Origin of the sequence: Segatella copri (assembly GCF_009495355.1) — a bacterium.
Classification (GTDB): Bacteria; Bacteroidota; Bacteroidia; order Bacteroidales; family Bacteroidaceae; genus Prevotella.
In genome coordinates this window covers 1-26,875 of record NZ_VZAD01000038.1, presented here as the reverse complement: position 1 = coordinate 26,875, position 26,875 = coordinate 1, and the positions used below count along the sequence as shown (strand labels likewise).

Below are 26,875 nucleotides of genomic sequence, written 5' to 3'. Positions count from 1 at the left end.
ACTTTAAAAAATAAAACTCAATCCATAGACTAACAATATGTATCTGAGCACCTTGCCGATGGTGATGCTGAGGATGGAAATAGGAATGTTGGCTCTTGTCAATCCCAATACGATGGTGATGGCACTACCCAACAGAGGCAGAAAAGCGAAGAATCCCATCCAGGCACCTCGTCCAGCCATGAAGCGCTCAGCCTTGTCGAGACTCTCTTTCTTCACGTGCAGGTATTGCTCTATCCATTCCATCTTGCCCAAACGTCCCACACCATAGTTGAACATTGAGCCCAGGACATTGCCGATGCTGCCATAGATGATGAGCGGGACGGGGTCAAGACCTGCAGCCTGCAGTCCTGCCATCACCGCCTCGCTGCTGAAGGGGAAGAAGCTGCCGGCAAGGAATGCTGCCACGAGCATGCCCCAGTAGCCCCATTCTACCAGGAACGAAATAAGCCAGGCTATCATAACAGCATGACGGGGGAAAACAGGAGGTTGTACAACAGTAGCAGTACAGCCATCACAAGGATGGTGATGAAGGTGATGTTGCACAACTTACCCTTGGTGAAGGTAATGAAATGGGCGAAGAGGGGTGCCGTACAGACTATCATGATGCCCTCGAGCTCGTATTCATGCTGAGGCTGGAGTACGAGGAAGAGGAAGCTGACGATGTCGAGCATGATGAACGACTCGTAGATCATGCGGGTGCGAATCTTGTCGGCGTAGCTGGTGCGCAGGAAGTGGACTGCTCCGATGACCGCCAGCAGGGTGATGAAGCTGAGGTTCACCAACTGATGCACGGTTATCATGGAATAGTCGAACAGCGTGTGGAAGTCGATGAAACTGGCAAAATGAGCGATGAGGTAGTCGATGTTGTTGGTATAGACAAAGAATCCTGCCGCAAACCAGTAGGGGATGATGACTCCCAGGATGGAGGCTGCAAAGTTGCGGAGACTGAAGGAGTTGGTGAAGAACATCATCATCGCCCACAGTATGGGCAGATAATAGAGTATCTGTACAAACTCCATCGAGGCTATGCCCAAACAGGCGAAGGCATAGAAGGTGCGGCCCGTGGATTGCCGGTCCTGATAGCCGTTCCAGATGAGCAGGGTGAAGGCAATGAAACAGAGGGTCACCACGTTGGCATGGAGCGACGGCTCGGGGAGTGAGGTGACCGACAGGAGTGTCAGGAAACTGCACGACACCATGCGGCTGTAGGTACGCATCAGGGCATTGCGGTTGTTGAGCTCTACCATGAGAAGGGTAGAGGCGAGTGCAAACGCCAGCTCAGTCCAGATGTCACCCTGTACTAAACCTACAGCAACCCATATCATGGCGATAAGGGTTGCTGTTACTGGTAACGAGAAGCGGCTTACCGCTATCTTGTTCTGAAAAGTCTTATGTCTTAACATCTATATTAGTGTTTAGTGATTAGTGACTCATGTTTGCTTGTGAGGCAAATGACAGGACATCGGCCTGATTCATCATTAATCACTACTAATTAAACATTGTCTTAAAGGTCCTGGCCGATGTCGGAACGGAAGTATTTGTCGGTGAACTGAATCTTCTGAGCCTCGGCGAAGCTCTTCTTCAGTGCCTCTTCCTTGTCCTTGCCATAGCTGCTCACGCAGATGACACGTCCGCCATTGGTTACTACCTGACCGTCTTTGAGAGCAGTACCGGAATGGAACACAACGGAGCCTTCTACCTGGTCGATGCCCTCGATGGGGTACCCCTTCTTGTAAGCCTCAGGATAACCGCCGCTGACGAGCATCACGCAGACTGCCGCACGCTCGTCGAACTCGATGCTGCGCTCGTCGAGATTGCCTTCAGCCACACCTTCGAAGAGGTCAACGATGTCGCTCTTCAGACGGAGCATCACACTCTCGGTCTCTGGATCGCCCATACGGCAGTTGTACTCGATGACCATGGGTTCGCCCTCTACATTGATCAGACCGAAGAAGATGAAACCCTTGTAGTCGATGTTCTCCTCGGCAAGACCCTCTACGGTAGGACGGATGATACGCTCGTCAACCTTCTGCATCCACTCCTTGGTGGCAAAAGGTACAGGTGTGACGCTTCCCATACCGCCTGTGTTGAGGCCTGTGTCGTGCTCACCGATACGCTTGTAGTCTTTGGCTTCGGGCAGGATCTTGTAGTTCTTGCCGTCGGTAAGTACAAATACCGAGCACTCGATGCCGCTGAGGAACTCCTCGATGACCACACGGGCAGAGGCGTTGCCGAACATACCGCCGAGCATCTCACGGAACTCTTTCTTGGCCTCCTCAAGGGTAGGAAGGATGAGGACACCCTTGCCGGCACAGAGTCCGTCAGCCTTCAGTACGTAAGGAGCCTTCAGGGTCTCGAGAAATTTCAAGCCTTCCTCGACGGTGGTGCCGTCGAAGGTCTCGTATTTGGCTGTAGGGATGTTGTGGCGCTTCATGAACTGCTTGGCGAAATCCTTGCTTCCCTCAAGCACGGCACCAGCCTTTGATGGACCGATGACAGGGATGTTCTTGGTACGTGGGTCTGCCTTGAAATCATCGTACACACCCTTTACCAATGGGTCTTCAGGACCTACTACCACCATGTCGACACCCTTTTCTACGGCGAAATTCTTAAGTGCCTCAAAGTCGTCGGCCTTGATGTCTACGTTCTCACCGACATTCATCGTACCGGCATTGCCTGGTGCGATAAAGAGTTTCTCCACTTTCTCGCTCTGTGCGATTTTCCATGCTAAGGCGTGCTCACGGCCACCGCCTCCTAACAATAAAATTTTCATTTGCTGTAAGTTATTGTTTGTTATTTCAAATAATCGAAGAAATACTGGCTGATGCGCTCGTGCAGATGCGTGCTCTGATGTCCTCGCATATTGTGAGGCTCGCCAGGGTAGACAAAGAAGTCGGGCTGTGTGCCGGCTGCAATGCATGCCTTGAGGAAGGTGAGGCAATGCTGTGGCACTACTGTCACATCGTTCAAACCCTGTATGATCTGCAACTTGCCCTTGAGGTTCTTTGCCTGGTAGAGCAAGGAGGTTTTCTTGTAGCCTTCAGGGTTGGTCTGTGGTGTGTCCATATAGCGTTCGCCATACATCACCTCATACCAGTGCCAGTCGATAACAGGTCCTCCTGCCACACCTACCTTGAAGACCTCAGGATAGTTGGTCATCAGCGATATGGTCATGAATCCTCCGAAACTCCATCCGTGAACGCCTATTCTGTCAGCATCCACATAGGGAAGGGTCTTGAGATATTCCACACCCTTCATCTGGTCCTGCATCTCTATCTGTCCGAGTTGACGGAAGGTGGCCTGTTCGAAAGCTTTGCCACGATTCTCGCTTCCACGGTTGTCGAGGATGAAGAGCAGATAGCCCTTCTCTGCCATGTAGGTCTCCCAACCACGGCTGCTGTAGTTCCAGCGGGCGTCTACGTTGTGGGCATGAGGTCCACCGTATACATATATAATGGTGGGATATTTCTTGGCAGGGTCGAAGTTGGTGGGTTTCACCATGCGCCAGTAGAGATCGGTCTCGCCATCGGCCGCCTTGACAGTGCCGCAACTGTATTCCGGTACATTGTAGCCCTTCCATGGGTTCTCGGCAGTGAAGTAAGGGGTGCGCTTGCCGTTTTCTGTATTCACGATGGCTATCTTGCGAGGCACATCAGGAGTAGAGTAGTTGTCATAGACAAACTGACCGCTCTCGCTCAGGGTGGCATTGTGCCATCCCTTGCCACAGTCGTCCATCATGGTGCGCTTGCCAGTCTGGGTGTCTACTAAGAAGATGTTTCTCTGAATAGGTGAGCACTCGTTGCTGGCTATGATGATGCTCTTGTGCTTTCTGTTGAAACCGAGCACTTCCATCACTTCCCACTTGCCAGAAGTCAGCTGACGGATGTCGAGCGACTCGGTGTTGCTTGCCATGCGACTGCCATGCTTGCCCAATGTGCAGAGATAAAGGTGGTTGTAGCCATCCTTGCGGCTCTGCATGATGAAGCGGTTGCTGTCCCATGGCAGGAACATGATAGGATGGAGTGGCTCTACATATTTCTCATCGGTCTCGCGATAGAGCTCGCCAGTCTTCTCGCCGGTTTCTGCATCATAGGCAGTAAGGCGGCTGTCGTTTTGGTCGCGGTTGACCTCGAACATATAGACGGTCTTGCTGTCGGGGCTCCATGCTATGTTGGTGAAGTAACGGTCGGTAGGGTCGCCAGCCTTCAGATAGATGGTCTTTCCTGTAAGACAGTCGAACACACCCATGGTGACCTGATGAGAGGTCTCGCCAGCCATAGGGTATTTGTCGGGAGCGGGAGTAGCGATGCAACTCTGTGTCTCGGGATGATCGAAGCCTATCTCAGGTATGTTGACCTGAGGATAATCGGTCACCATGCTTTGGTCCATGCGATAGAAAGCCAGTCTTTCACCATTGGGACTCCAGAAGGTGCCTTTCGATATGCCGAACTCATCGCGGTGAACGCTTTGCCCGTATACGATCTCGCGGCTTCCATCAGCAGAGAGTTGGAAATCGTGCGATTTCTTCTCCTTGGTCATCGCGTTCTCGGGTGCCGCATTGAAGGTACGTACATACAGGTTGCTGCCTTTCAGGTAAGCGAAGGCGTTCTGCTGAGTGTTGGCTTCGAGGAGATTTTCGCCCTCTTGAAACTCCAACTCGCTGATCAGACGGTGCTTCCTGAAGTCGACGGTATAGGTCTTGCTGCCGTTGCTTACCATAACGATGCTTTTGCCTACAAAGGGGAACCTGGCATTGTAAAGAGCCCTTACCTTTACGTCCTTGGTAGGAGCAATCCACTGGTTGATGTCGTTGATGCCGAAGAGTTTAGTTTCCTTGCCATTGGTTTTGTTTACCAGATAGCATGCATCTACATCCTGACGTACAAGCTGGTCGCCCCACCAGGTGCACCAGCGGTTCTTTGCCACCATATTGCGATAATTGTTGCCGCCGAAGTTCAGGTCTTCGAGTGTAAATGTCTTATCGCCCTTCTGTGCAGGAACTACGCCCTGTGCCTGTGTGTTGACTGCAGATATAGCCATTATAGTAACCAGTGAAACTTGGTATAGAGATTTTCTAAAATTCATGATTCTTTGTTTGTTCTTTATTTTTTAGTCCTCATCGCCGAAGTTATCGAAGCCACGTTTTCCTCCACGCTTGAAGTCCTTGCCACCTCTTTTGAAGTCGCCTCCACGCTTGAAGTCTTTTCCTCCACGCTTGAAGTCACGGTCGCCTCCCTTGAAGTTGCGGTCGCCTCCCTTGAAACTCTTGCCAGAGCGTCTGTCATCGTTGTCGTCGTTGCGTCGTCCTGCCGAACGTGTCTTATTGCCACGACGGATGTCCTCGCGGTTTTTCTCGAAGTCGGCAAAGCGGTTGGTATGGAACTTGAATGAGCGAATATCGTCTTCTTCGTTCTCTGTCTCCTCGGTGATGCGCTTCTTGAACTCGCGCTCCTTCTTGAAACGGTGCTTTTGTGCCATCTCTCGCTTCTCGCTGTCGGTCTTCACGATGCCGCCTTCGGAGCGGAAGTCCTTCATCTTGCCGTCAAACATGACATATTTACGGAACTCGCACTCCAAGCTTCCATTGAATACAGGAATCTTGATACTTGGCTTCAAGCCGATCTGCTCAAAGCATTCCTCGCGATAGCTCAGTACCCAGGCCTCGTTGCCGGCAAAGGCCTTCTTGAAGCGTTCGCCAATCATCTTGTATGTGCCCAAGAGGTTAGGGGTAGAGATGCGCTCGCCGTAAGGAGGATTCATCACGATGATGCTCTTCTCGGCAGGCTGCTCGAAATCCTTGAAGTCTTTCTGTGCGATGGTGATGTCTTTGGTCATACCGGCTGCACGCACATTGAGAGCCGCTGTGTTGACAGCCTTCATGTCTATATCATAGCCATAGATGTGGTGCTCGAACTCACGTTCCTGTGAATCGTCGTTATAGATACGGTCGAAGAGCTCCTGATCGAAGTCGTTCCACTTCTCGAAGGCGAATTCTTTACGGAATACTCCTGGCGAGATGTTGCGGGCAATGAGGGCAGCCTCGATGGCGATGGTTCCTGAACCACACATAGGGTCGATGAGGTCGCACTCGCCCTTCCAGCCTGTCATGAGAATCATACCGGCAGCAAGTACCTCGTTGAGAGGTGCCTCCACCTGCTCCTGTCTGTAGCCACGGCGATGCAGACTCTCACCACTTGAGTCGAGACTCAGGGTAGCCTTGTCTTCAGCAATGTGAATGTTGAGGCGGATGTCTGGATTGGAAACGCTGATATTAGGTCGTGTGCCGAGTTTCTCGCGGAACCAGTCCACGATGGCATCTTTTACCTTATAAGTAACGAAGCGTGAGTTGCGGAACTCCTCCGAGTAGACCACAGAGTCGACCGAGAATGTCTTCTTCACGTCGAGAATGTCGTCCCATTTAATCTTCTGCACCTCGTCGTACACTTCTTCGGCAGAGCGAGCCTTGAAGTGCTTGATGGGTTTGAGTACTCGGATGGCAGTGTGCAACTGGAAGTTGGCACGATACATCATTTCCTTGTCGCCTGTGAAGGAAACCATACGGCGACCTATCTGTACATTGTTGGCACCCAACTGGGTGAGCTCCTCAGCCAAGACGGGCTCTAAGCCCATGAAGGTCTTGGCAATGAGTTCAAATTCCTGTTCCATTATTGAATTCTATGTCTAATAAACTTGTTTTTTCTTTCTTGTATTTCTTTGTCTTTGGCTGCATATCCTTGGTGACCCATACGTTGGCTCCCACGACGCATCCCTTGCCAATGGTGATTCGTCCTAAGATGGTGGCATTGGCGTACACGATGACGTCATCCTCAAGGATAGGATGGCGTGGAATGCCCTTGATAGGATTGCCGTCCTTGTCGAGTGGGAAGCTCTTGGCCCCGAGGGTTACTCCCTGGTAGAGTTTCACATTGTTGCCAATGATACAGGTGGCGCCTATTACCACACCCGTTCCGTGGTCGATGGTAAAATGTTTGCCGATCGTTGCTTCGGGATGAATGTCGATACCCGTCTCAGAGTGTGCCAGCTCGGTCATCATTCTGGGGATGAGTGGCACGCCAAGTTCGAAGAGTACATGGGCTATACGGTAATTGGTGAGGGCCTTGATCACAGGATAGCAGGAGATGATTTCTCCCTGGCTTACAGCAGCAGGGTCGCCTTCGTAGGCCGCCTCCACGTCGGTGGCAAGAATCTTTCTGAGTCGGGGAAACTCCATGATGGCTTTGGCTGCTATGACGCCGGCCTTGGCTCTCTGTCGCAGCAGTTCTTGTGAGGTCTCGCTTTCGCAGTCGTTGGCAAAGCAGAGACCTGCGAGAATCTGTTCTGTCAGTTTCTCGTAGAGTTTCTCCACTCTCACTCCGATGTGGTACTTGATAGTGGATATGTTGACCGATGAGTTACCATAATATCCGGGGAAAAGGATGGAGCGGGATAAATTGATGATTTCTTCGAGCGCCTTGCCCGAAGGAAGCGGGTTCCCGTCCCTGTGCTGATGAAACAGACCTTTCAGCGACTTGGGGCATGAAAGCTCTTCGATGGTTTCTGTCAGCTGATGAGTTAGCTTGTCTTTGCTCATTTCTCAATTGTGTCAGTAAAAATCCGTTGCAAAGTTACGATTTTTTTCTTATTTCCCAAAAGTTTGTGGTGTTTTTTGTTTTTCTGCCTGTTCTTTCTTCATATCACGGAAGGCACTCCAGGCAATGGGAGCCGCCAGAGCAAAGGAGCAAACGTCGGCACATGCCTGGCACATCTCGACACCAAGAAGTCCGAAACAATGGGGCAGGATGATGATGAGCGGGATGAAGAAAAGACCGCTTCGTGCTGCGGCTACCAGGTTGGCGCGTATGGGCTTTCTGATGGTCTGTGTGAGCATATTGGTCAATACGATGAAGGCCACGAGTGGAAAGCTGAGTACCTGCCAGCGCAGGGCTGCTGTTCCTACACTCACCACTTCGTGCTCGTCTCTGAAGAGGCTGATGATGGATTCGGCAGAGACAAATCCTGCTATTGCGCAGACGGTAAGGAAGATTGTGCCGCACTTGATGCAGAAGGTGAAGGCTTCTCTTACACGACTGTAGAGCCGGGCACCATAACAGAATCCGCAAAGAGGCTGGAACCCCTGTCCCAAACCGATGACAATGGCATAGGTGAAGAAGGCGATTCGGGTGACTATACTCATGCCGGCAATGGCTGCGTCTCCGTATGAGCCTGCTGCCACGTTGAGCATCAAGGTGGAAACGCTGCCTAATCCTTGTCTCGAAAGTGAGGGCGTTCCTCCTGCTATGATTTCCTTCAGGAATGCCTTCGAAGGAGTGAAAAGCCGTGGCTCGATGCGTATGTTCTGTCCCTTGGTTGTCATTCGAAGAAGCATGAGACATCCGAAGCATTGACTGATTAGTGTGGCTATGGCGGCTCCCGTGATACCTAAACAGAAGTATAGGATAAGCAACGGAGCCAACACGAGGTTGAGTAACACACCCGACAGAATACCTTTCATGGCATACATCGTGTTGCCCTGAAAGCGCATCTGGTTGTTAAGAGTCAGCGACATGGTCATTATCGGAGCCCCGAGCAGGATAATGCCCAAGTAGCGTTCTGTATAGGGAAGAATGGTAGGGGTGGAACCGAGCAGCAGAGAGAGTGGTGTAAGAAATGACAGTCCGAGGATGGTGATGCAGAGTCCTGCAATGAAACTGAGCACGACTCCGGTAGCAGCCATCTTGCGTGCGCTGTCAGTGTCCTTGGCTCCCAAGCGTCGTGAGATATAGTTGCCAGATCCATGTCCGAAGAAGAATCCTACAGCCTGTATGACAGCCATCATACAGAAGGAGATGCCCACGGCAGCCACACTCTGTGTGTTGATACTACTCACAAAATAGGTGTCAGCAAGATTGTACATACTTGTAGAAAGCATGCTTACAATGGTAGGCACAGCCATTGTGAATATCACTTTATGTACTGGGGAATGGGTGAGGAATGTGTAATTGTCGGTCTCTCTTTTCATGCGTGCAAAAGTACTGCTTTTTTCCGACAAAGCCAAGGCTTGTGTGGTGTAATGTATCTAAATCAGTGTTAATTTTTCAGAACACATTTCAAACCTAAAATTTGCATATTTTGAAATATCTTTGTAACTTTGCGGCATGAAAGAAACAATGCTACAAGGCAATCAGATAGAAATCAAGAAGGTGAGCAGTAAGAAAGACTTGGATGCTTTTATTGGTTTTTACTGCGATCTTTATAAAGATAATGAGTATGCTGTTCCATTCATCCGATTCGATGAGGAGAACACTTTGTCGAAGGAACGAAACTCTTCCTTCGAGTTCTGTGAGGCGGAGTATTACCTGGCCTTGAGAGGAGGAAAGGTGGTGGGACGTGTGGCTGCCATCATCAATCATCGTGCCAACGAGGAGTGGCAGAAGAAGCAGGTTCGCTTCGGATGGTTCGACTTCATTGACGACCCAGATGTGTCGCGTGCTTTGTTGGAGACGGTGGAGCAGTATGGCCGTGAACATGGAATGACAGAAATGGTAGGACCACTTGGTTTTACCGATATGGATCGTGAGGGAATGCTTATCGAAGGCTTCGACCGTCTTGCCACAGCTTATGTTATCTACAACTATCCTTATTATCCTCAGCACATTGAGGCTTTGGGAGGATTCGAGAAAGATAACGACTGGATGGAATATCGCATCAAGGTGCCTGAGGTGACACCCGAGAAGTTTGCCAAGACGGCACAGATGATAGAACGAAGATACAACCTGCATCCTTACCGCTTCAGCCGCAGTCAGTTGGTGAAGAAAGGTATGGGACATCGCATCTTCGAGATACTGAACGAGACTTATGCCAACCTGTACGACTTCCAGCAGTTGTCTGAGAAGCAAATCAACCAGTTGATAGACCAGTACATCAAGATGGCTGACCTCGATCTGGTGGTTGGCGTGGTTGACCGAAGTGTGACAGCAGCTGATGACGAGCAGGGTGTTTCGCAGGAAGAGATAGATGAGCTGGGTGGAAAGTTGGTAGGCTTTGGCGTTTCCTTCCCCTCTTTTGCCAGAGCCTTGCAGAAGACACGCAACGGCAAGCTTCTGCCTTGGGGATGGTGGCATCTGCTGAAGGTGCTCAAGTGGCATAAGACAGATACTGTAGATCTGTTGCTCATCGGTGTGTTGCCTGCCTATCGTGTCAAGGGTGCCAATGCCATCATTTTTGCCCATCTCATAGAGCAGTATCATAAGTATGGTTTCAAGTGGGCAGAGGCAATGCCGCAGATGGAGTCGAACACGGGCGTAAGAAACCAGTGGCAATATTTGGAGAGCGAACAGCATCGACGCCGTCGCTGTTTCAAAAAGGTGCTTGCCTGAACTGTGGCTTCTTCCACCCGCGTGAGGTGTTAATGTACTTCTTGGCTATTCCTGTTCAGGAATCTTTTGAAAACTACTTTCTCCATGAGCAGGATGCCAATGATTGCGGTCATGATGCCAAGCAGTACATCGATGATGTAGTGATGACCCGAGTAGACTGCTGTCCACCAAATGCCCATACAGATGATGGCGAAGGCTGCAGTGGTAAACCAATGCTGGTGACTCTTGGCTGCATAGAAGGTGGTGATCAGCATATAGGCTGCATGCAGACTGGGTACGGCAGCAAAGACATTGGCATTGTGACAATAGATGGAGTGGAAGACAGGATAGCCCACCAACTCGTCAAAGCGTGCCAGACCTGCCACATTGCCCGGTGTTCCCAAGATGGGGGAGAACCCATACTCCATCACATACCAGGGTGGTGAGGCTGGATGGATGTAATAGCCTACAAAGCCTATGAGGTTGACCACAAGGAATGTCCATGAGAAACGCACAAACCAACGATATTCTTTCTTCGAGAACAGATAGAGCGCAAAGCCTACTGGAACAGGAACCCAGCAGAGGTAGAAGAATCCTGCCATAAGGTCGGGCAGGGCTGCATGGTGCACACTGAAGTATTCGCCTGGAATCATCATCTGCGAATGGTCGGCAATGGCCTGAAACTCTGTTGGAGTCTGTGCTGCTATGCCGAAAAGAGACTTCTCGGCTTCGTAAAGTCCACGTACATCGATGCTGCCTACCATATAATTAGGGTAGAAGCGCATGGAGTCGTATGTCACGGCAAAGATGAGCCATGGCAGGAAATAAAGTGCAAACTTGCGGGTCTTCTGCCATGCTATGAGCAGGGCGAAGACGGCGATGAGATACAAACTTGTCATTCTGCCTCCTTTTTATTCATCACGATGTAGCAATGTGCTATGCGCCAGAAAGCTGTGATGTTGGCGAGTACGGCTATGAGAATCATACCGCCGGCAAGCCACCATATATCAGCCATGCAACCAGTGAGCATGGCTGTGACAGCTGTCACTACAACTCGTTCGGGGCGTTGCATCAGTCCAACCTTGCACTCGATGTCCAGTCCCTCGGCTCGGGCACGTACGTAGCTCACCATTACTGAGCCTATCATGGCTGCAAAGGTGACGATGCCCATCCAAAAGCCCATCTCGTCTTGCATGCGCAAGAAGTAAAGGCAGATGCCGAAGAGGCTTACCAGTTCGCTATAGCGGTCGAGTGTCGAGTCCCATAATGCTCCAAAAAGGCTGCTTTTTCCACTCATTCGTGCCAGACGGCCGTCCATCATGTCGAAGAGTCCTGCAGCAAGGATGATGAGTCCTCCCCATCCCAAGAGTTCCAGACTCTGTGTGAGAGCTGCCTCAATGAAGAAACCAGCTGCCACGATATTGCCTATGAAACCGATGAAGGTAACAATGTTGGGGGTGATGTGCAAACGGATCATCGCCTTGATGATAGGATTGATGATCACATAGATGACTTTCTGTAAGAAATCTCTGTAGTTCATATTTTTTGAATTGATATTGATTCTGAATGTTTTGGTCAACTTCTTTGACTTCTGAACTTGTGAAAGCTCAATGTCTTAATTTTCTTCGGCAGACTTCTGTTTGGCAGGCTTGAATACAAACTTGCGCTGGGCAGGATAGTTGACCAACAGGGCAACGAGGATGCTTACCACACTCTTGGGGATGAGATAGTGAATATCGAGGCGCTCGTGACTGTTGATAAACTCGGTAAGTGCGATGGTGCCTCCCGAATTGAGTAACCAACTGATGGCCCATACGATGAAATATCGCCATGCCACACTTCTTTTCCTGCGATTGGAATCGCCGAAAACGTAACGGTAGTTCAGACAACAGTTGGTCACGCCACCTGCCGCCACGCCCAAGGCATTTGCCAGACCATAATAGATTCCTACGATGTCGGACAACATGAATGCCAGACCGAAGTCTACCGCGGAGCCCATCGAAGCCGTAACTTCTGCCTTGCCGAAAGTATATAGTTCATGTTTTATCTTACCCATGCCCATGCTATTTTGATAATAACCATCGTGATTGCCGCATAGACACCTCCAAGGATGTCATCGGCCATCACGTAGAAAGCACCTCTCATGCGGTCAAGGCGCTTGATGCCAAGAGGCTTTACCATATCATAGAAGCGGAAAAGCACCAATGCAATCACAGCCCACCAGAGTGAGTCGGCTTTGTGACCAGCCTCTTCGAAAGGTATGATGAGCGACAGTGGAATCCATACTCCCACAATCTCATCGATAACCACGCGGCTTGGATCTTCGCCCCAATAGGGTTGGAGTTGTGCGGTGGCCCATGTGCCCAATATGGTGAATACTACAGTCAACAGCAACATGGTGGTCTGCAATGTTGTTCCGTCCAATCCTGCAAATAATGCTATCACGGCCCATATCAGCGTGCCCAATACTGAGCCAGCAGTTCCTGGACCCCAAGGCCAGAAACCGCTGCCTAAGCCTGTTCCTATAATCGTTGGCAGCAGGGGTGGACGTTTGTCTGTCAGGTTGCCTTTATCGTTCATATCTTGGTTTCTGTTTTTTTGCTATTTCTTTTAGTCTTTTCTCTTTTGCCCTTACACCTTATTATATATAGACCTCAAGTTTTGCAGTTCGCTTGCGCGCACCTTTTCTCGCTATGGCAGAGCGAAAGCAAGCTTTCTCTGCCCATTTGGCTTAACGAAAACGTTCAGTTTGCAAAATTACGCCAAAAACCTTAAATAACCAAATAGTTTTTTCCAATATTCGACAAATATGCCAAAAATAAGGTAAAAAACTAAATTAATTAAAAAGTTTTCCTCTCTTTTCAGATAATATTTATAACTTTGCAATCAAAATCAGTGAAGGGGAGAGTGTGCCCTGATAAAGACAGAAAGAATTACAAGAAAGAGAAGAGTTATAAAAAACAAAAAGGTATTTAGGACATGAAGATTAAACTCCGCATATATATGATGGTTGTGCTGCTTGTTGCTTTGACGCAGCAGATGATGGCACAACAGAAAATATCAGGTCGCGTCATCGACGTTGACGGATTTGCTGTACCTTATGCCAGCGTGCAGTACCGAGGACACAGAATAGCTGTGTCGAGCGATGGCGAAGGCCGCTTCTCCATAGAAAAGCATGAAGGTTGGATGCTTACCGTGAGTGCCTTGAGTTACAAGGCGCAGACGTTGAAGGTGGACGCCAACACCAACTTCCTTGAGATAAAACTAAAGGATGACAGCCGTAGGCTCAATGAAGTGGTGGTGAAGTCGAAACGGGGTAAGTACAAGCGCAAGGACAATCCTGCTGTGGAGCTGATGCGCCGCGTTATCGCAGCCAAGAAGAAAACCGATCTGGCCAACCATCCATACTATCAGTATGACAAATATCAGAAGATAACCCTTGCCCTGAACGACCTTTCGAAGGAACAGCTTGAAGGCAAGTTTTTCAGTAAACGACAATATCTGCTCGACCAGGTGGAGAAATCGCCCTATAATGGTAAACTCACTCTCCCTGTGAGTGTCGACGAGACGGTATCGCAGCATATCTATCGCAAAGATCCCAAGAGCGAGAAAGATATCATCAAGGGACAGCAGACCAATGGTATTGGGCAGGTGATACAGACGGGTGAGATTCTGAGTACCACGATGAAAGACGTGTTTACCGATGTGGATATCTATGATGACTATGTGCGCCTGTTGCAGTATCCCTTCCCGTCGCCTATCGGCAGAACGGCTATTTCCTTTTATCATTATTATATAGAGGACACGGTCTATGTGGAGCGCGACCTCTGCTATCATCTGCAGTTTATTCCTGCCAACTCGCAGGACTTCGGTTTCCGTGGCGAACTGTATGTGACAGCCGACAGTACGCTGCATGTCAAGAAATGCAATCTCTATATGCCTCACAACAGCGACGTGAACTGGGTGAAGGATATGAAGATAGAGCAGGAGTTCACTCGTTTGGATAATGGCGAATGGGTGCTTTCCAAGGATGATATGGTGGCGGAAATACATACCAACAAGGTGCTGCAAGACTTGCTCGTGGTGCGCAACACCCGACTTACCGACTATTCCTTCGACGAACTGCCCAAGGTACTTTTCAAGGGCAAGGCTAAAGTGCGGCATGACATAGATGCCATGAACCGCGATGAGGCTTACTGGAACAAGTACCGGCAGGTGGACCTGACCAAGAGTGAATCGTCGATGGACAGTTTCATCCACCGCATGGAGAATTCCAAAGGTTTCAAGTGGATCATCCTGGGTGTAAAGGCTCTCATGGAGAACTATGTGGAGATAGGAAGTGGTCCGGGCGGAAAGAAAAGTAAGTTCGACCTCGGTCCTGTCAACACCTATCTGTCGAAAAACTATGTAGACGGCATACGTCTTCGTCTGGCTGGTCGTACCATGGCTGCGCTCAATCCCCATTTCTTCTGGAACGGCTATGCGGCCTATGGTACGAAGAGTAACGAATGGTATACAGGACATGTGTTGACCTACTCGCTCAACAAGAAGAAAAATAGTCCCTTCGAGTTCCCGATGCGGAATGTTACCTTTGAGGTGTCCCGTGACATCATGTCGCCTTCCGATGACAACCTGCAGCACAACAAGGACAATATCTTCATGACCTTCCGTGCGGCAACGCAGGACGAGATGTTCCTCTATCATCGACAGCGGCTCGCCTTTACCTACGAGACCGATTGGGGACTGCGTTTTAATACCGGTATACGCTGGCAGAGCAACCGTACTGCAGGCAATCTGCACTACTTCACACTGGATGGAAACGAGGTGAAGAAAATCAGAATGACCGACATCAATGTGGGCATCAATTACAATCCTGGAGTCACCTATGTCAACACCAAGCAGCAACGACTGCCTATCAACCTCGACAGTCCAGAGATAGGAATCTCGCATACCATGGGCTTTAAAGGCTTTATGGGTGGACAGTATCACAGCAACATCACGAAAGTGAGTATCTATAAGCGTCAGTGGCTTGGCAGTTTCGGTTATCTCGACTTCCATGCTGTGGGACAGGCTCAATGGAACAAGGTGCCATTCCCGATGCTCATCCTGCCGCCTGTCAACCTCTCGTACTTTGAGTCTGAATCGAGTGTGAGCCTGATGAGAGACTGGGAGTTTCTCAACGACCGTCAGGTGTTTGCGTCTCTGTCGTGGGATATGAACGGCAAGTTGCTCAACCGTATTCCGCTCATCAAGAAGCTGAAGTGGCGTGAATATTTCGCCGTGAAAGGCGTATGGGGAAACCTCACCGATAAGAACAATCCTTATTTGGAGAAAAACCAAGGGGATACGGAACTGTTTAAGTTCCCAAGCAAATCGCACGTGATGAACAATACACCCTACTGGGAGTGTGTGGCTGGTGTACACAACATATTCAAGTTCTTTGCTGTAGAGTATGTGCGCCGACTCACCTATCTGAATAATGAGGACATCAGCAAGTGGGGCATACGTTTCGGATTCTCGATGACATTCTAAATGGGAGAATGTGTGAAAGAGTATAGGCAGAAAATATCAACATAAAAACAAGCATGCGATGAGAATATTGTTGGCAGACAGACAGGACATTACCCGTATGGGACTGGTTCACATCATTCAGCAGATGAATGTTGGCGATAAGGAGGAAATGCCTGGAATTGAGTGGAAGTACGTAGAGGACAAGGCAGAATTGATGCTTGCCCTGAAGGATGACGACGATGCGGTGGTAGTGCTTGACTATACGCTCTTCGATATCAACGATGCCGATGAGCTGCTCATCCTGCACCAGCGATTCACCCACACCCGATGGTTGCTCTTCAGCGAAGACCTGAGTGTGGACTTTGTACGTGTGCTCATAGCAAGCAGTACGCAGTTCAGTATCTTGACCAAAGATAGTCAGCTGTCGGAAATCAAGGCTGCCATTCTGTATTGTGTGCAGGGCAATCGCTTTATCTGCCAGCACATGACGGAGGTGCTTCTTGCACCGCCACCTGCCAAGACTGAGGAAAAAGTGAAACTCACCAAGACAGAGACAGAGATTCTGATAGACATCGCTCTCGGTATGACGACCAAGGAAATAGCCGAAAAACGTTTCTCCAGCTTTCATACTGTCAACACTCATCGCAAGAACATCTTCAGAAAGCTCGATGTCAACAATGCTCATGAAGCAACCAAGTATGCCTTGAGAGCAGGACTCATCGACTCGGCAGAATATTATATCTAACTTCAATAAATTCCCACACCTTGCGATAGTTGAGTGATATATTGGCACGACAGGCGCAGTGCCTTTAAGTAAGCGTACAAAAAAAGCTTAGAAATGTCTCACGACATCACTAAGCTCCCATTTTCTAACTAACTTATTATCAACTATTCATTACTTTTCTGAGTGCAAAATTACAAGAAAAAAAGAAACCTTAATATGTTTTTCATTAAAAAATGCACGTAAACGTTTTCGATTCACGAAAAAATGATGTATCTTTGCAGAAGATTGGCGGCACTCGGCAATTTGAAAACAAGTTTTCATTGCGCTTGTTTGCACAATCTTTGCAAAAGATTGGCGGCACTCGGCAATTTGAAAGTAACTTTCATTGCGCTTGCTTGCTTTATCTCTGTACAAAAAAGGCAGCAAGATGCCATGTTGAAATTAATATATAGCATAAACTTATTTACCACACATGAAGCCACGCAGAACATCACTCAAAGATCTCGCCGACCATCTGGGCGTGAGCATAGCTACCGTATCAAGAGCTTTGCGAAACAGCCATGAGGTGGGAGAGGAGATGACACGAAAAGTGAAAGAGCTTGCCAAGCAGTTGAACTACCGTCCCAATCCCTTTGCGCAAAGCCTTCGTAAGGAAGCGCCAAGGGTCATTGGAGTTATCGTTCCCAACTTGGTAACCCATTATTATGCAGCTGTGCTTGATGGTATAGAAGATTATGCCTCCAAACAGGGCTACTCTGTTATCAGCGCCAACAGTCATGAGGACCATACACGCGAAGAGCGTGCCCTCGACAACTTCCTTAATATGCATGTGGAAGGCATCATCGCCTGTCTGGCACAGGATACTGTGGATTATTCCCATTTCGAACAACTCCATGACATGAGCATTCCGCTCGTATTCTTTGCCCGATGCTGTCTCGAAGACAAGTTCTCGCAGGTGGTGGCTAATGGAGATGTTGCAGCACAGGAAGCCACTCAGCACATGATAGAGACGGGCTCCAAGAGGATAGCCTTCATCGGAGGACCAAATAATCTGGATATGGTACGCCGACGCAAACATGGTTATCTCGAGGCTTTGCGTGAAAACCGTATCACGATAGACCGAGACCTTGTGGTGTGCGACAAGATAGACTTCGAGGTGGCTCGCAACAATACCCTCCGACTGCTTGAGGGCCCCAATCCGCCAGATGCCATTCTTGCCTTTAATGACATCATCACCTATGCTGCCTTTGATGCCATCAAGGCCAAGGGACTTCGCATACCTGAAGATGTGGCCATCATCGGTTTCACCGATGGTGATGCTGCTGCCTTTGTTACTCCTCGTCTCACTGCCATTATGGACAAGGCGCACGAGCAGGGTGCAAAAGCCTGCGAACTGCTCATGAGAAATATCAATGGAGATAATAAGATATATAAGGAGGTGGTTCCGATGATTCTCAAGATACGCGAAAGTTCTGAGAAGCTTTAAATACCCCACCTGCCTGCTACCGAATAAACCTAATACCGACAACAAAAACCTGATGCTCATGACGCTAAAAACAAATTGTCTTGAAGGGAAAGGGTACTCTAACTGCCAAGGCGGTAGATCTGCAACAGGCGCAAATCCAGCTTTAGCAGATTAAGCTATCTATGATTGAAGTTTCGCAATTTTTTCCCCACACGCCCTGAAGGGGCAGAAGCTCTTAGCCCAGGGCAGCGCCCTGGGTATAATGCCAATCAGCAAGGCGCCCTGTAAGGGCAAAAGCTTTGTATATTGTCCGGTATTTTAAAGCTTTTGCCCTTACAGGGCGACAGGTTTGCTAACGTAATTACCCAGGGCGATGCCCTGGGCTAAGAGCTTCTGCCCCTTCAGGGCGTGTTCCTTACCAGTTGTTTGGGTCGAATGGGTCTTCTTCTGGCTTGAATGAACCTTGTCCCTTGTCCCAGATGATTTCTCCCCAGCTGGATGGCTCTTCTGTCCCTTCAGGGTCTTGTGACTCTGGGCGTTCCGTCCATTTAAGAGAACCTGCGCAGATGCTGCAAGTCTCAGCCATGATGGTTGTGGTCATGGGGCATATATATCTTTTTTTCATCGTCTGTCGATTTTAGTGTTTAACTAATTGTTTTGTTGGTCCTGGCTTTCTTGCTCAAGACTTGTAGCTCCCGATTATCTCTTGATGACTTTCTTGCCGTTCAGAATGTAGATTCCACTTGGAAGTCCGTCCAAGGAACTGCTGTTGCTGATGAGTTGACCATTCAGGCTATAGATGCCATGGGCGAATCTGTCAATTCTGCTTTCTTCTTCGCCATAGATGATGGGGCTGATGCCTGTGGTCTTGTCCAAGGATACACCATCAAGGAAAACGTTGGCTGGTTTGGCAGGGTTGCCGTCGGAAGCAGTAGTTGGTGCAAACCATACGCTGAAGCCTCGCAAGCCTCTTGCTCTTTTAGCGGAAGTATACATCTTACCATTGGAGAAGAAGTAGCAGCCCTTTAGGTCGCTGCGACCCGCTATGATGGTTGACTTGTCCGTGATGGTCCATTTGCCGTAATCATCTTTGTCCTTGTCTGTAGTATTATTCTGTGTGCCTTTTCCGAAGGTTCTGGCAAATGTTCCAAAGGCTGTCATGGTGCCGTTGCCTTCGAAGAATGGAGTGCCAGAGCCCTTAACAACGATACTGCTGTTGGTTGTCCAGTTCTTTGTATTCATATTGCTGAGGTCGTTCTCGTTTTTTCCGTCAACAACAGCGAATGAGACATTGGGAATGTCGATATGGTTCTTGCCGATGATCACCGATACCTTCTCTGCCTGGCCGTTGACTATCTTACTCAGCGATGCCGTGTAGGCTGGAGTCTGTTCCTGTTCGGCATGCTTGGTAGGGAAAATGATGTAAGGTATGTAGGCTTGCATTGCTATCTCGTCGTTTCCAACCGTGCTCATGTTTATGCTGACAAACTGTATCTCATTGCTGGTCAACTTGGCGAGCTTTGCCAGTTTCACGTTAGGACCGAATGCCTGCGTGAGTTGGTCCTTGGTAAGGCTTACGGGCAATACGAAGCCATTCCACTTGTCCTTGTCGAAGGTCTTGTTGAGGTGTAGTGTCACACTCTTGTAGGTGTTGGAGCATTTCAGATATTCCAGGTTGTCTCTGTCCTGATCGAGGACCAAGTCGCCATCAATAGTCCTGCTTGTATAGAGGAGGCGGAAGTCATCGAATACCGTCCACTCTTTCTCCGATTCCCCCGGTACTGTTGTGTCATCCTTTGTACCGATTTCGATACCGAATCGGATAGTGCCGCCACCTTCTGGCACTTGTACCAGCACACTGTTGAAGTATTTGTGACTGCCGTAGAATTCCTTGGCAGCATAGTCCATATTCTGTTCTTCGATATGTAGCGCTTTCTTTTCCTGTGCAGACATGTAATCAGTCTGTCCCAGAACGGTGGCATGCATCGTCTTGGTGTCCGCAGTGTTGTCGGCATTCACCAAGCAGGCATAGAGCTTTGCCTTAGTGGTAGTGGAGAATCCCTTGCACTCGATGACGTATGCACCACTATGACTTACTTTGACATCCTGGTAGATCGTGCCTCGGAAATTCTTGGCATCAGCGCAATAATACTTACCGCAATGACGCTCGTAATTCTTGTTTCCTGTGAACGTGATAGCATTGCTGCCATCGGGAAATTTGTAGTTTTTTATCGTTTTATTTTCGAAATCATTGGTATATAACTCGCTTATCGTGCAATAGCCGGCAGTTGTTACATCGCTGTTAACGTAAGGTTTGTAATAATGCTCCAAACCCAATCTGATCTTGCCTTCTTCACTTCTTCTATATTGATAAGCCTTCCAGTTGCTCATAGCCGCATTCTCACGAGAGAAGCCTGGGCATTGCAGACGGAAGGTCAGGTCGATGGACGAGATGATGTTGTTGGTGTTCTCGTGCTGGAGATCTAATATCTGTTGGTAAGACAGGAATCTCCATTCATCGTTGTGTTCGGTTATCTCTTTGTTTCCTTCTTTCACAACATAGCAGTTTCTGTCCACATCGCCTTGTGTCTTGGCTGCGATGAGGTAATACTTGGTCTCGTCAAAACTTGGAGCTATGTTCGTAGACCATGAGGTGGTGCTGTACGTATATAGCCTGTAGGTGTTGGTCTTGCCAGAAACTGCCTCCAGTTTCCAGCCTCTCTTGATGATATTGTTCAAAAGGCCAGTGGTTCCTTTATAAATATATGCTCTGTCAATATACACACCATTGTCTTCAGAAGGCTTATTCCCAGTCTCGTATTCCAGGTAGTTGCCCTCTTCTTTCGATTCCTTCGAGTCAAACTTCTGACCAAGGTGAATCCAGTCGTTTTTGTCGATATGTATCCATAGCGGCATCCCGTATTCTTTCAAAGAGACATGAGTTCCCCAATAGCCTCCTGCATTGAGCAGCAGACCCGTCTTGACATTGTAGAGGAAGAAGATCTTGTTTTTGTCATCTTCAGGAAAGGTGTTGTCGCTGATTACAGCATCTCTTACATCTTCCTTGCTGCAACCTGTCAGCGATTCGATGCCCGTGATGTGGGTTCCATTCGTATTGGTATCCTGGGCTTGTACTTGGAGACTTCCTCCAATGACGAATAGAAGCACGACAAGAAAAGTAATGACAGAGGTGAATCTCTTTTGTGCTGCTTCGTAGCGCTGTTGTTGTAGCTTTTTTCTCATTTCATTTCAATTTAGAAAAGTTTTTGTGTCAGTTTTACTCATCCTATTTTCGACGCTCAGCATTTTGTGATGAATAGTTGGAGCGCCAGTTTTAAACATTTGCAAAGGTAGTGGAAACTTTGGTGTGAGTACTTGTAATATTAGAAAAATTACCCTTTTTACAATTTCAAAAATAGAAAAAATGACGCAAAAATGTAAAAATAGTGAACAATGTCGCTTTTTTGTCTTAATTTGAGGTGGAATAATTTTTTTTTTGTACTTTTGTATCTCATAAGTAGAATTGTATATGAAAGAGTTATTAGAGCATTATTTCAATGTGTTGATCCAATGTGTTGGAGCCATTTATTTTGGCCTCGGCATTGTCCTGTTGTTTGGAAAGGTGCCTCTTGCTGCCGAATATCTTCCTTATCGCAAGGCAAAGAGATGTTTGGCAACTACATATTTTATCATGGGATTCAACCTTGTTGTCTATTTGGCTATTTCCAGCTCTGCCGATTGGAAAGCGCTCAATCCATATATCAAGTGTACTGATTTTATATTTTTTTATCTGGAAGCCATCTTCTTCTTTTCCACTTTCTTCTATTTGTTGGACGAGAAGTATATGTCGTGGCGAAATTTCAGAAAGGGCTGGGCTATCTTCCTGTTATCTGCAGTCTTGATGATTACTTCCACCATAGGAGTCTTTGGCAAGGTGGATGCTTGGGTCTCGTGGTTTCCCTTCTTTATATTATTTGTGCAGTACGTGTTGTTCTTGAGACGTTTCTATATCCTATATAATGAGAAGAGGAGGAAACTGGAAAATTATTTTGCGGAGGATATGCAACAGTTTATGTCCTGGATTAAGAAGAGTATCATCCTTATAATCCTTACCAATGTACTGAGTTTCACTACGTTGCTTGGGGGCATTATCTATAATTATCTTTTCCAAGTTTATGTCATCTCTGCCAATTTCTATATAGCCATCAGTTTCATCAACTATGCAGGCATGTATGGAAAATTGAACAGTGCCGAGGTGACAGACAAAGAAAGGATGGAGACAGATACTAAAGAACAGAAAATATCGCGGACTGACAACTATGAGCAGCTCTTTGGCGAGCAAGTGAAGAGATGGCTTTCTGAAAAGCGGTTCCTTGCTCCTCAGTTGACGATAGATGACTTGGCGGCAGAGATGGGTACCAACAAGCTATATATGTCTCGCTATATCAACCGTAAACACGGTACCAACTTCAGCACCTGGATTACGAAGCTGCGTCTGGAAGAGGCAAAAAGCTATATGCGTGAGAATCCGAATGTCAAACAGGAAGAGGTGGCTATCTATTCCGGTTTCTCCTCGTCCTCTTATTTCTCAAGGGTGTTCTCGCGCTTTGAGAGCATGACGCCAGCAGCCTGGCGTAAGGAACAAAATGTTTAAAATAGTGCTGCCGAATGTGTGGGCTATCTGTATCGCCCTGGTGATGCAAAGATAGAGGTTGTTAGAAAATAAAAGACATGGAAATGAATGTACGAGTAGAAGGGGCTACTGCCAGTTTGGCAGCGCCTATTGCCTCACTCATTATGGAGGCGATGAATCATGAGTGTTGCCAGAATCTGGCAGGTAAAGAACATACGATAGAGGATTTCCGACGGGTGATGACGGAACTGGTGGCTCTCGATGACAGTCAGTACAGCTATCGCAATACGCTTTGTGCTTTTACTGATGATGGTCGGTTGGCTGGCATCTGTGTATCTTATGATGGAGGTGAGCTGCATCGTTTGCGCCGTCGTTTCATAGAGGCTGCTCAACGGGAGTTTGGTATCGACTATTCGGATATGGACGATGAGACACAGGCTGGCGAGCTTTACATCGACAGCATCGCTGTGTCGGAAGAGTTCCGGGGGCATGGCATTGCCAAATATTTGCTGAAAGCAGTCATCGAGCGTGCACGTGAGATGGGATTGCCTGCTGTGGGACTGCTTGTCGACAAGGGAAACCCTCGCGCGGAGTCCTTATATAATAAGGTGGGATTTCTGTACGCCAATGATTCTGCATGGGGAGGCCATGAGATGCGGCATCTGCAATATCAGATAGACTGAACGGTCGCTTAAAGAAATATGGCTGTCGACAATCCTTAGGAGAGTTGACAGCCATATTTCTTTTGTAGCTTTTATTATTATTTTTCCAGTTCTTCTATCTCGTTCTCATCCATGTCGCGGTCCAACCGGTCGCGCCACAGATACTTGCGTGTTTCGTGTACGATGATGCCGCTGAGGCAGAGCAGGGATACAAGGTTAGGTATTGCCATCAGGGCGTTCATACAGTCGGCGATGTTCCATACCATCTCCAGTCCGATGACACTGCCCGCAAAGATGCTGACGATGTAGAGCACACGGTAGGTCAGCATCCAGCGCTTGCCCTTGAGATACTCCACGCAGCGCTCGCCATAATAGCTCCAACCTAAGGTGGTACTGAAAGCAAAAGTGGCTAAACCAAAGGTGAGCAAGGGTGCTCCTATGTAAGGTATCTTGCTGAAGGCAGCCTTCGTAAGGGCTGCTCCGTTGTGGTAGTCGATGTCGGGGTAGGCAATGATGCTTGAGGTGATGACCAGACCTGTAAGGGCACAGATGATGACGGTGTCCCAGAAGGTGCCTGTCGATGAAACAAGAGCCTGGCGCACAGGGTTGCGTGTCTGTGCAGCTGCGGCTACGATAGGAGCAGAACCAAGACCCGACTCGTTGGAGAACAGACCACGGGCTATACCATATCGGGCTGCCATCATCAATGTGCTGCCAGCGAAACCGCCTCCTGCCGCGCGGGTAGTGAAGGCAGACTCAAAGATAACCTTGATAGCCGGCCACAGATAGGCATGGTTGACAAAGAGAATATAGATGCATCCCAACACATAGAAAAGTGCCATGAAGGGAACAAGCATTCCACATACTCTTGATATTGATTTCACTCCTCCTATGATGACGGCTGCTCCCAAGGCGCATACGACGGTTCCTGTGATGTAGGGAGAAATGCCATACTGGTTTTCTACGAGGGTAGAGATGGCGTTTGCCTGTACGGTGCTGCCGATGCCGAAAGAGGCTATCGCGGCAAAGAGTGCGAAGAGGATGGCGAGCCATTTCCAGCCCAGGCCTTTCTCCAAGGCGTACATAGGACCACCCAACATTTGGCCGCGCTGGGTCTTCACACGATACTTAACAGCCAATAAACCCTCGGCATATTTGGTGGATATACCGAATACACCTGTCAGCCAGCACCACAGCACAGCACCCGGACCACCCAGGGCGATGGCTGTTGCCACACCGATGATGTTGCCCGTACCTATAGTGGCGGCAAGTGCAGTGGCAAGAGCGCCAAACTGGGATACATCACCCGTGGCATTCTTGTCTTTCTTGACGGATAACTTGATGGCCTTGAAAATCTTACGCTGCGGGAAATGCAGACGGATCGTAAGAAAGAGGTGTGTGCCCAAGAGCAGAATAATCATGGGCCAACCCCACAAGAATGAGCTTAGCGTTGCGAAAATGTCGTTTAGTGTATCCATAATCTCTCTTATTTTTTTACCTGTTTGTTATTTGTCTTTCTCTTTTATGATCCCATGTTCTATTCTTATGCTTACGTTGCTGTAACCCATGGCCTGGAACATTCCCTCAAACTGCGCCTTGGCATTTTCCTCTGCCTTGGCGATGTTGGCTTTTGTAAAGCATCGTCTGCTCATAGCTTCATAGGCTCTTTTGTACATGTCCTGTCGGTCTTTACCGGTCCATTTGCCTTCTTCGAAGAACGAACGTGTCTTTGCCTCATCGATAAAGTTGCGGTCGAGGAGCCTGATGGGAGGCAGGGTGCAGATGATGGTGTCGCCCTCGGCGCTCAGCCATTCTGTGCCCACCTCTCGCATGTTGATGCCCAGCCTGAGGGTGCCATAGTAGATCCTTACCAGTTCGTCGTCGCTGATGAGTCCCTTTCTCACGGTGTCTATCAGTTCCTCATCGCTGATGGACAGGAATTCCCACTGTCCGATGGCTTCGATACTCTTTATCTGTGTAGGCGAGAGTATGGTCTTGCCTTCTTGTTGCATCGAGATGGAGTTGTCCTTGTTGAGCCAGTACAGACCTCCGCCGATGATGACGATGAGCAGGAGTATGATGATAATTTCAAATTTTCTCATATCTGTAGTACCTTACTTGTTCTCAACCGATGTGCCGTCGATGAGGCTTGAAAGATCGGATGAGGTAAACTTCTTTCTGAAACTAATCTTGATGTTCTCGGCTTTGAATCCCAAGTTGACGAGCATGGGTACCAAGGTGTGCGCGGCACTTTGGCGGGCTGTTTCCAGAATATCCATGCGTGGAATGTCGTTGATGATGCCCTTTCGTCCTTCCTGCTCGTAGCTGCTGAGTTCTTCATCGCTGAAGTTTCTGCGTGTCAGCGATACGAATTTCTTGATTCCTTCGTGGTCTATCTTGCTGCTTGTCAGCACCACCTTAGGATCAGGGAGGATGATTTCTATCTTCTCGCCCTGCCGTCTCACGTTCTTTTCGTTGAAACCTTTGAAGTCGATATATGCCTTGAGGGTGGCGTCCATAGGGATGGCAACCTTGCGCTTTCCTCCAGGCAGACTGATGTCGAACTCGTTTTTCAGTATAGAGCCTTTCAGTCTGAGTTGGTCGTCGTGGGTGATGATTCTGTGAACCTGTGCCTCGGCTGTATATAGACGACTGCATTTCTGTATCTGCATCACCATCATGGGAATGGTGTCGAGAGCCTTCTCTTTCTCTTTGGCTTGTCTGCCTGTACAAGCAGAGAATATGATAGCAGTTGTCATAATGACAAGTAAAATGGTCTTTCTCATACTAATTGTTTTGTTTTCGTTGCAAAGGTACGACAATTTGAGTAAATAACCAAATAGTATCAGTCAATTTTATACTTTTCCTCTTTGTTTTGTGATAATCTGTAGCTTTTGGGTAGTTAAAAATAACACTAAGTGTGGTCAACTCAAATCGAAAAACCACAGAAAAAGTTTTTTCAGCCTATCAAAATCTATGTTCTAAAGTATGGAACTTATGTTCTAAAGTATGGAACTTATGTTCTAAAGTATCGAACTTATGTTCTAAAGTATAGAACATAGATTTTTCGCAAGTGTCAGAACAAATTTATGAAGAACTGAAAACAATTCGACCTGTATGGTTGGAACGCCCTGAAAGGGCAGAAGCTCTTAGCCCAGGGCAACGCCCTGGGTATAAAGGCAGTCAGCAAGTCGCCCTGTAAGGTAGGGTGTTCAAAATCTATCAATTTTTCGACACGTTTTTTGCGTCGAAATACAAGTTAATTCACACGAAATCAACGTGTTAAGAATTCAAAAATGTGACTTTTTTAAGTTCTGCGCAATCTTCGTATCGATAATTATTGAAATATCAGTTAGTTAAACCGATTATTCGACTAAAAAACGTGCCAAATTTTAAACGGATTTTGAACACCCTACCTGTAAGGGCAAAAGCTTTACTAATTGCCGGGAATTTTAAAGCTTTTGCCCTTACTATTATATTTGCACTTGGAAAAATAAAGAGATAAAAATCTTTATATCTGCAAAC

22 protein-coding genes are annotated in these 26,875 nt (G+C 48.1%); 6 read left to right on the top strand and 16 right to left on the bottom strand.

Annotated features, from left to right (window positions below):
* Positions 1-3 precede the first annotated feature (3 nt).
* The 7 genes from F7D20_RS04515 to F7D20_RS04485 all read right to left on the bottom strand — a co-directional run bounded on the left by F7D20_RS04515 (position 4) and on the right by F7D20_RS04485 (position 9,019).
* Entirely contained in the window at positions 4-459 is a 456-nt protein-coding gene (locus tag F7D20_RS04515; protein WP_022251705.1) for a YqaA family protein, read from the bottom strand.
* The gene (locus F7D20_RS04510; RefSeq protein WP_158463022.1) at positions 456-1,403 is read right to left on the bottom strand and encodes a hypothetical protein; all 948 of its coding nucleotides are present in this window, start codon (positions 1,401-1,403) and stop codon (positions 456-458) included. Before F7D20_RS04510 ends, F7D20_RS04515 begins: the two co-directional genes overlap by 4 nt.
* Before the next feature lie 101 nt (positions 1,404-1,504).
* Positions 1,505-2,773: a phosphoribosylamine--glycine ligase gene (purD, locus tag F7D20_RS04505; RefSeq protein WP_158463021.1), complete on the bottom strand. Its 1,269-nt coding sequence runs from the start codon at positions 2,771-2,773 to the stop codon at positions 1,505-1,507.
* A gap of 20 nt (positions 2,774-2,793) precedes the next feature.
* On the bottom strand, positions 2,794-5,040 hold the full coding sequence (locus F7D20_RS04500) for a S9 family peptidase (protein ID WP_158463020.1): 2,247 nt from the start codon (positions 5,038-5,040) through the stop codon (positions 2,794-2,796).
* A gap of 69 nt (positions 5,041-5,109) precedes the next feature.
* Complete coding sequence (locus F7D20_RS04495) at positions 5,110-6,666, bottom strand: THUMP domain-containing class I SAM-dependent RNA methyltransferase (protein ID WP_158463019.1); 1,557 nt, start codon at positions 6,664-6,666, stop codon at positions 5,110-5,112.
* Positions 6,650-7,591 (bottom strand): serine O-acetyltransferase EpsC, encoded by a 942-nt coding sequence (gene epsC, locus F7D20_RS04490; protein ID WP_022251700.1) that lies wholly within the window; start codon positions 7,589-7,591, stop codon positions 6,650-6,652. Before epsC ends, F7D20_RS04495 begins: the two co-directional genes overlap by 17 nt.
* Before the next feature lie 48 nt (positions 7,592-7,639).
* Complete coding sequence (locus F7D20_RS04485; protein ID WP_158463018.1) at positions 7,640-9,019, bottom strand: MATE family efflux transporter; 1,380 nt, start codon at positions 9,017-9,019, stop codon at positions 7,640-7,642.
* A 148-nt stretch (positions 9,020-9,167) separates the two neighbouring features.
* Between F7D20_RS04485 and F7D20_RS04480 the strand changes: the two genes are divergently transcribed.
* On the top strand, positions 9,168-10,376 hold the full coding sequence (locus F7D20_RS04480; protein ID WP_158463017.1) for an N-acetyltransferase: 1,209 nt from the start codon (positions 9,168-9,170) through the stop codon (positions 10,374-10,376).
* A 29-nt stretch (positions 10,377-10,405) separates the two neighbouring features.
* Here the strand turns inward: F7D20_RS04480 and F7D20_RS04475 are convergent, their stop codons facing one another.
* The 4 genes from F7D20_RS04475 to F7D20_RS04460 form a co-directional block, all read right to left on the bottom strand.
* Positions 10,406-11,254, bottom strand: a complete 849-nt coding sequence (locus F7D20_RS04475) for a phosphatase PAP2 family protein (RefSeq protein ID WP_158463016.1) — start codon at positions 11,252-11,254, stop codon at positions 10,406-10,408.
* On the bottom strand, positions 11,251-11,895 hold the full coding sequence (locus F7D20_RS04470; RefSeq protein ID WP_158463015.1) for a CDP-alcohol phosphatidyltransferase family protein: 645 nt from the start codon (positions 11,893-11,895) through the stop codon (positions 11,251-11,253). The genes F7D20_RS04475 and F7D20_RS04470 overlap by 4 nt, the downstream gene beginning before the upstream one ends.
* Positions 11,896-11,970: 75 nt before the next feature.
* Complete coding sequence (locus tag F7D20_RS04465) at positions 11,971-12,411, bottom strand: GtrA family protein (protein WP_158463014.1); 441 nt, start codon at positions 12,409-12,411, stop codon at positions 11,971-11,973.
* A complete protein-coding gene (locus F7D20_RS04460; RefSeq protein ID WP_158463013.1) occupies positions 12,399-12,935 on the bottom strand; it encodes a phosphatidylglycerophosphatase A family protein in 537 nt (178 codons plus the stop codon). Before F7D20_RS04460 ends, F7D20_RS04465 begins: the two co-directional genes overlap by 13 nt.
* 399 nt (positions 12,936-13,334) lie before the next feature.
* On the opposite strand from F7D20_RS04460, the gene F7D20_RS04455 reads away from it, so the two are divergent.
* The 3 genes from F7D20_RS04455 to F7D20_RS04445 all read left to right on the top strand — a co-directional run bounded on the left by F7D20_RS04455 (position 13,335) and on the right by F7D20_RS04445 (position 18,076).
* A complete protein-coding gene (locus F7D20_RS04455; RefSeq protein WP_194253491.1) occupies positions 13,335-15,887 on the top strand; it encodes a DUF5686 and carboxypeptidase-like regulatory domain-containing protein in 2,553 nt (850 codons plus the stop codon).
* A gap of 58 nt (positions 15,888-15,945) precedes the next feature.
* The gene (locus F7D20_RS04450) at positions 15,946-16,611 is read left to right on the top strand and encodes a helix-turn-helix transcriptional regulator (protein ID WP_022251750.1); all 666 of its coding nucleotides are present in this window, start codon (positions 15,946-15,948) and stop codon (positions 16,609-16,611) included.
* A gap of 451 nt (positions 16,612-17,062) precedes the next feature.
* Positions 17,063-18,076 (top strand): LacI family DNA-binding transcriptional regulator, encoded by a 1,014-nt coding sequence (locus F7D20_RS04445; protein ID WP_158463012.1) that lies wholly within the window; start codon positions 17,063-17,065, stop codon positions 18,074-18,076.
* A 394-nt stretch (positions 18,077-18,470) separates the two neighbouring features.
* On the opposite strand, the gene F7D20_RS04440 is transcribed toward F7D20_RS04445, so the two are convergent.
* Entirely contained in the window at positions 18,471-18,680 is a 210-nt protein-coding gene (locus F7D20_RS04440; RefSeq protein WP_158463011.1) for a hypothetical protein, read from the bottom strand.
* A gap of 74 nt (positions 18,681-18,754) precedes the next feature.
* Positions 18,755-21,298 carry a hypothetical protein gene (locus tag F7D20_RS04435; RefSeq protein ID WP_158463010.1) on the bottom strand — a complete coding sequence of 848 codons (2,544 nt, stop codon included), beginning with the start codon at positions 21,296-21,298 and terminating at the stop codon, positions 18,755-18,757.
* 286 nt (positions 21,299-21,584) lie between these two features.
* Between F7D20_RS04435 and F7D20_RS04430 the strand changes: the two genes are divergently transcribed.
* Positions 21,585-22,709 carry a helix-turn-helix domain-containing protein gene (locus F7D20_RS04430; RefSeq protein ID WP_158463009.1) on the top strand — a complete coding sequence of 375 codons (1,125 nt, stop codon included), beginning with the start codon at positions 21,585-21,587 and terminating at the stop codon, positions 22,707-22,709.
* Positions 22,710-22,792: 83 nt separating this feature from the next.
* Complete coding sequence (locus F7D20_RS04425; protein ID WP_158463049.1) at positions 22,793-23,371, top strand: GNAT family N-acetyltransferase; 579 nt, start codon at positions 22,793-22,795, stop codon at positions 23,369-23,371.
* Between the two features lie 77 nt (positions 23,372-23,448).
* Here the strand turns inward: F7D20_RS04425 and F7D20_RS04420 are convergent, their stop codons facing one another.
* The 3 genes from F7D20_RS04420 to F7D20_RS04410 are packed head-to-tail and all read right to left on the bottom strand — an operon-like array spanning position 23,449 to position 26,136.
* Positions 23,449-24,828 carry an alanine/glycine:cation symporter family protein gene (locus F7D20_RS04420; protein WP_158463008.1) on the bottom strand — a complete coding sequence of 460 codons (1,380 nt, stop codon included), beginning with the start codon at positions 24,826-24,828 and terminating at the stop codon, positions 23,449-23,451.
* A 27-nt stretch (positions 24,829-24,855) separates the two neighbouring features.
* Positions 24,856-25,452: a DUF4230 domain-containing protein gene (locus F7D20_RS04415; RefSeq protein WP_158463007.1), complete on the bottom strand. Its 597-nt coding sequence runs from the start codon at positions 25,450-25,452 to the stop codon at positions 24,856-24,858.
* Between the two features lie 12 nt (positions 25,453-25,464).
* Positions 25,465-26,136, bottom strand: a complete 672-nt coding sequence (locus F7D20_RS04410; protein WP_228114098.1) for a DUF4230 domain-containing protein — start codon at positions 26,134-26,136, stop codon at positions 25,465-25,467.
* Positions 26,137-26,875 lie beyond the last annotated feature (739 nt).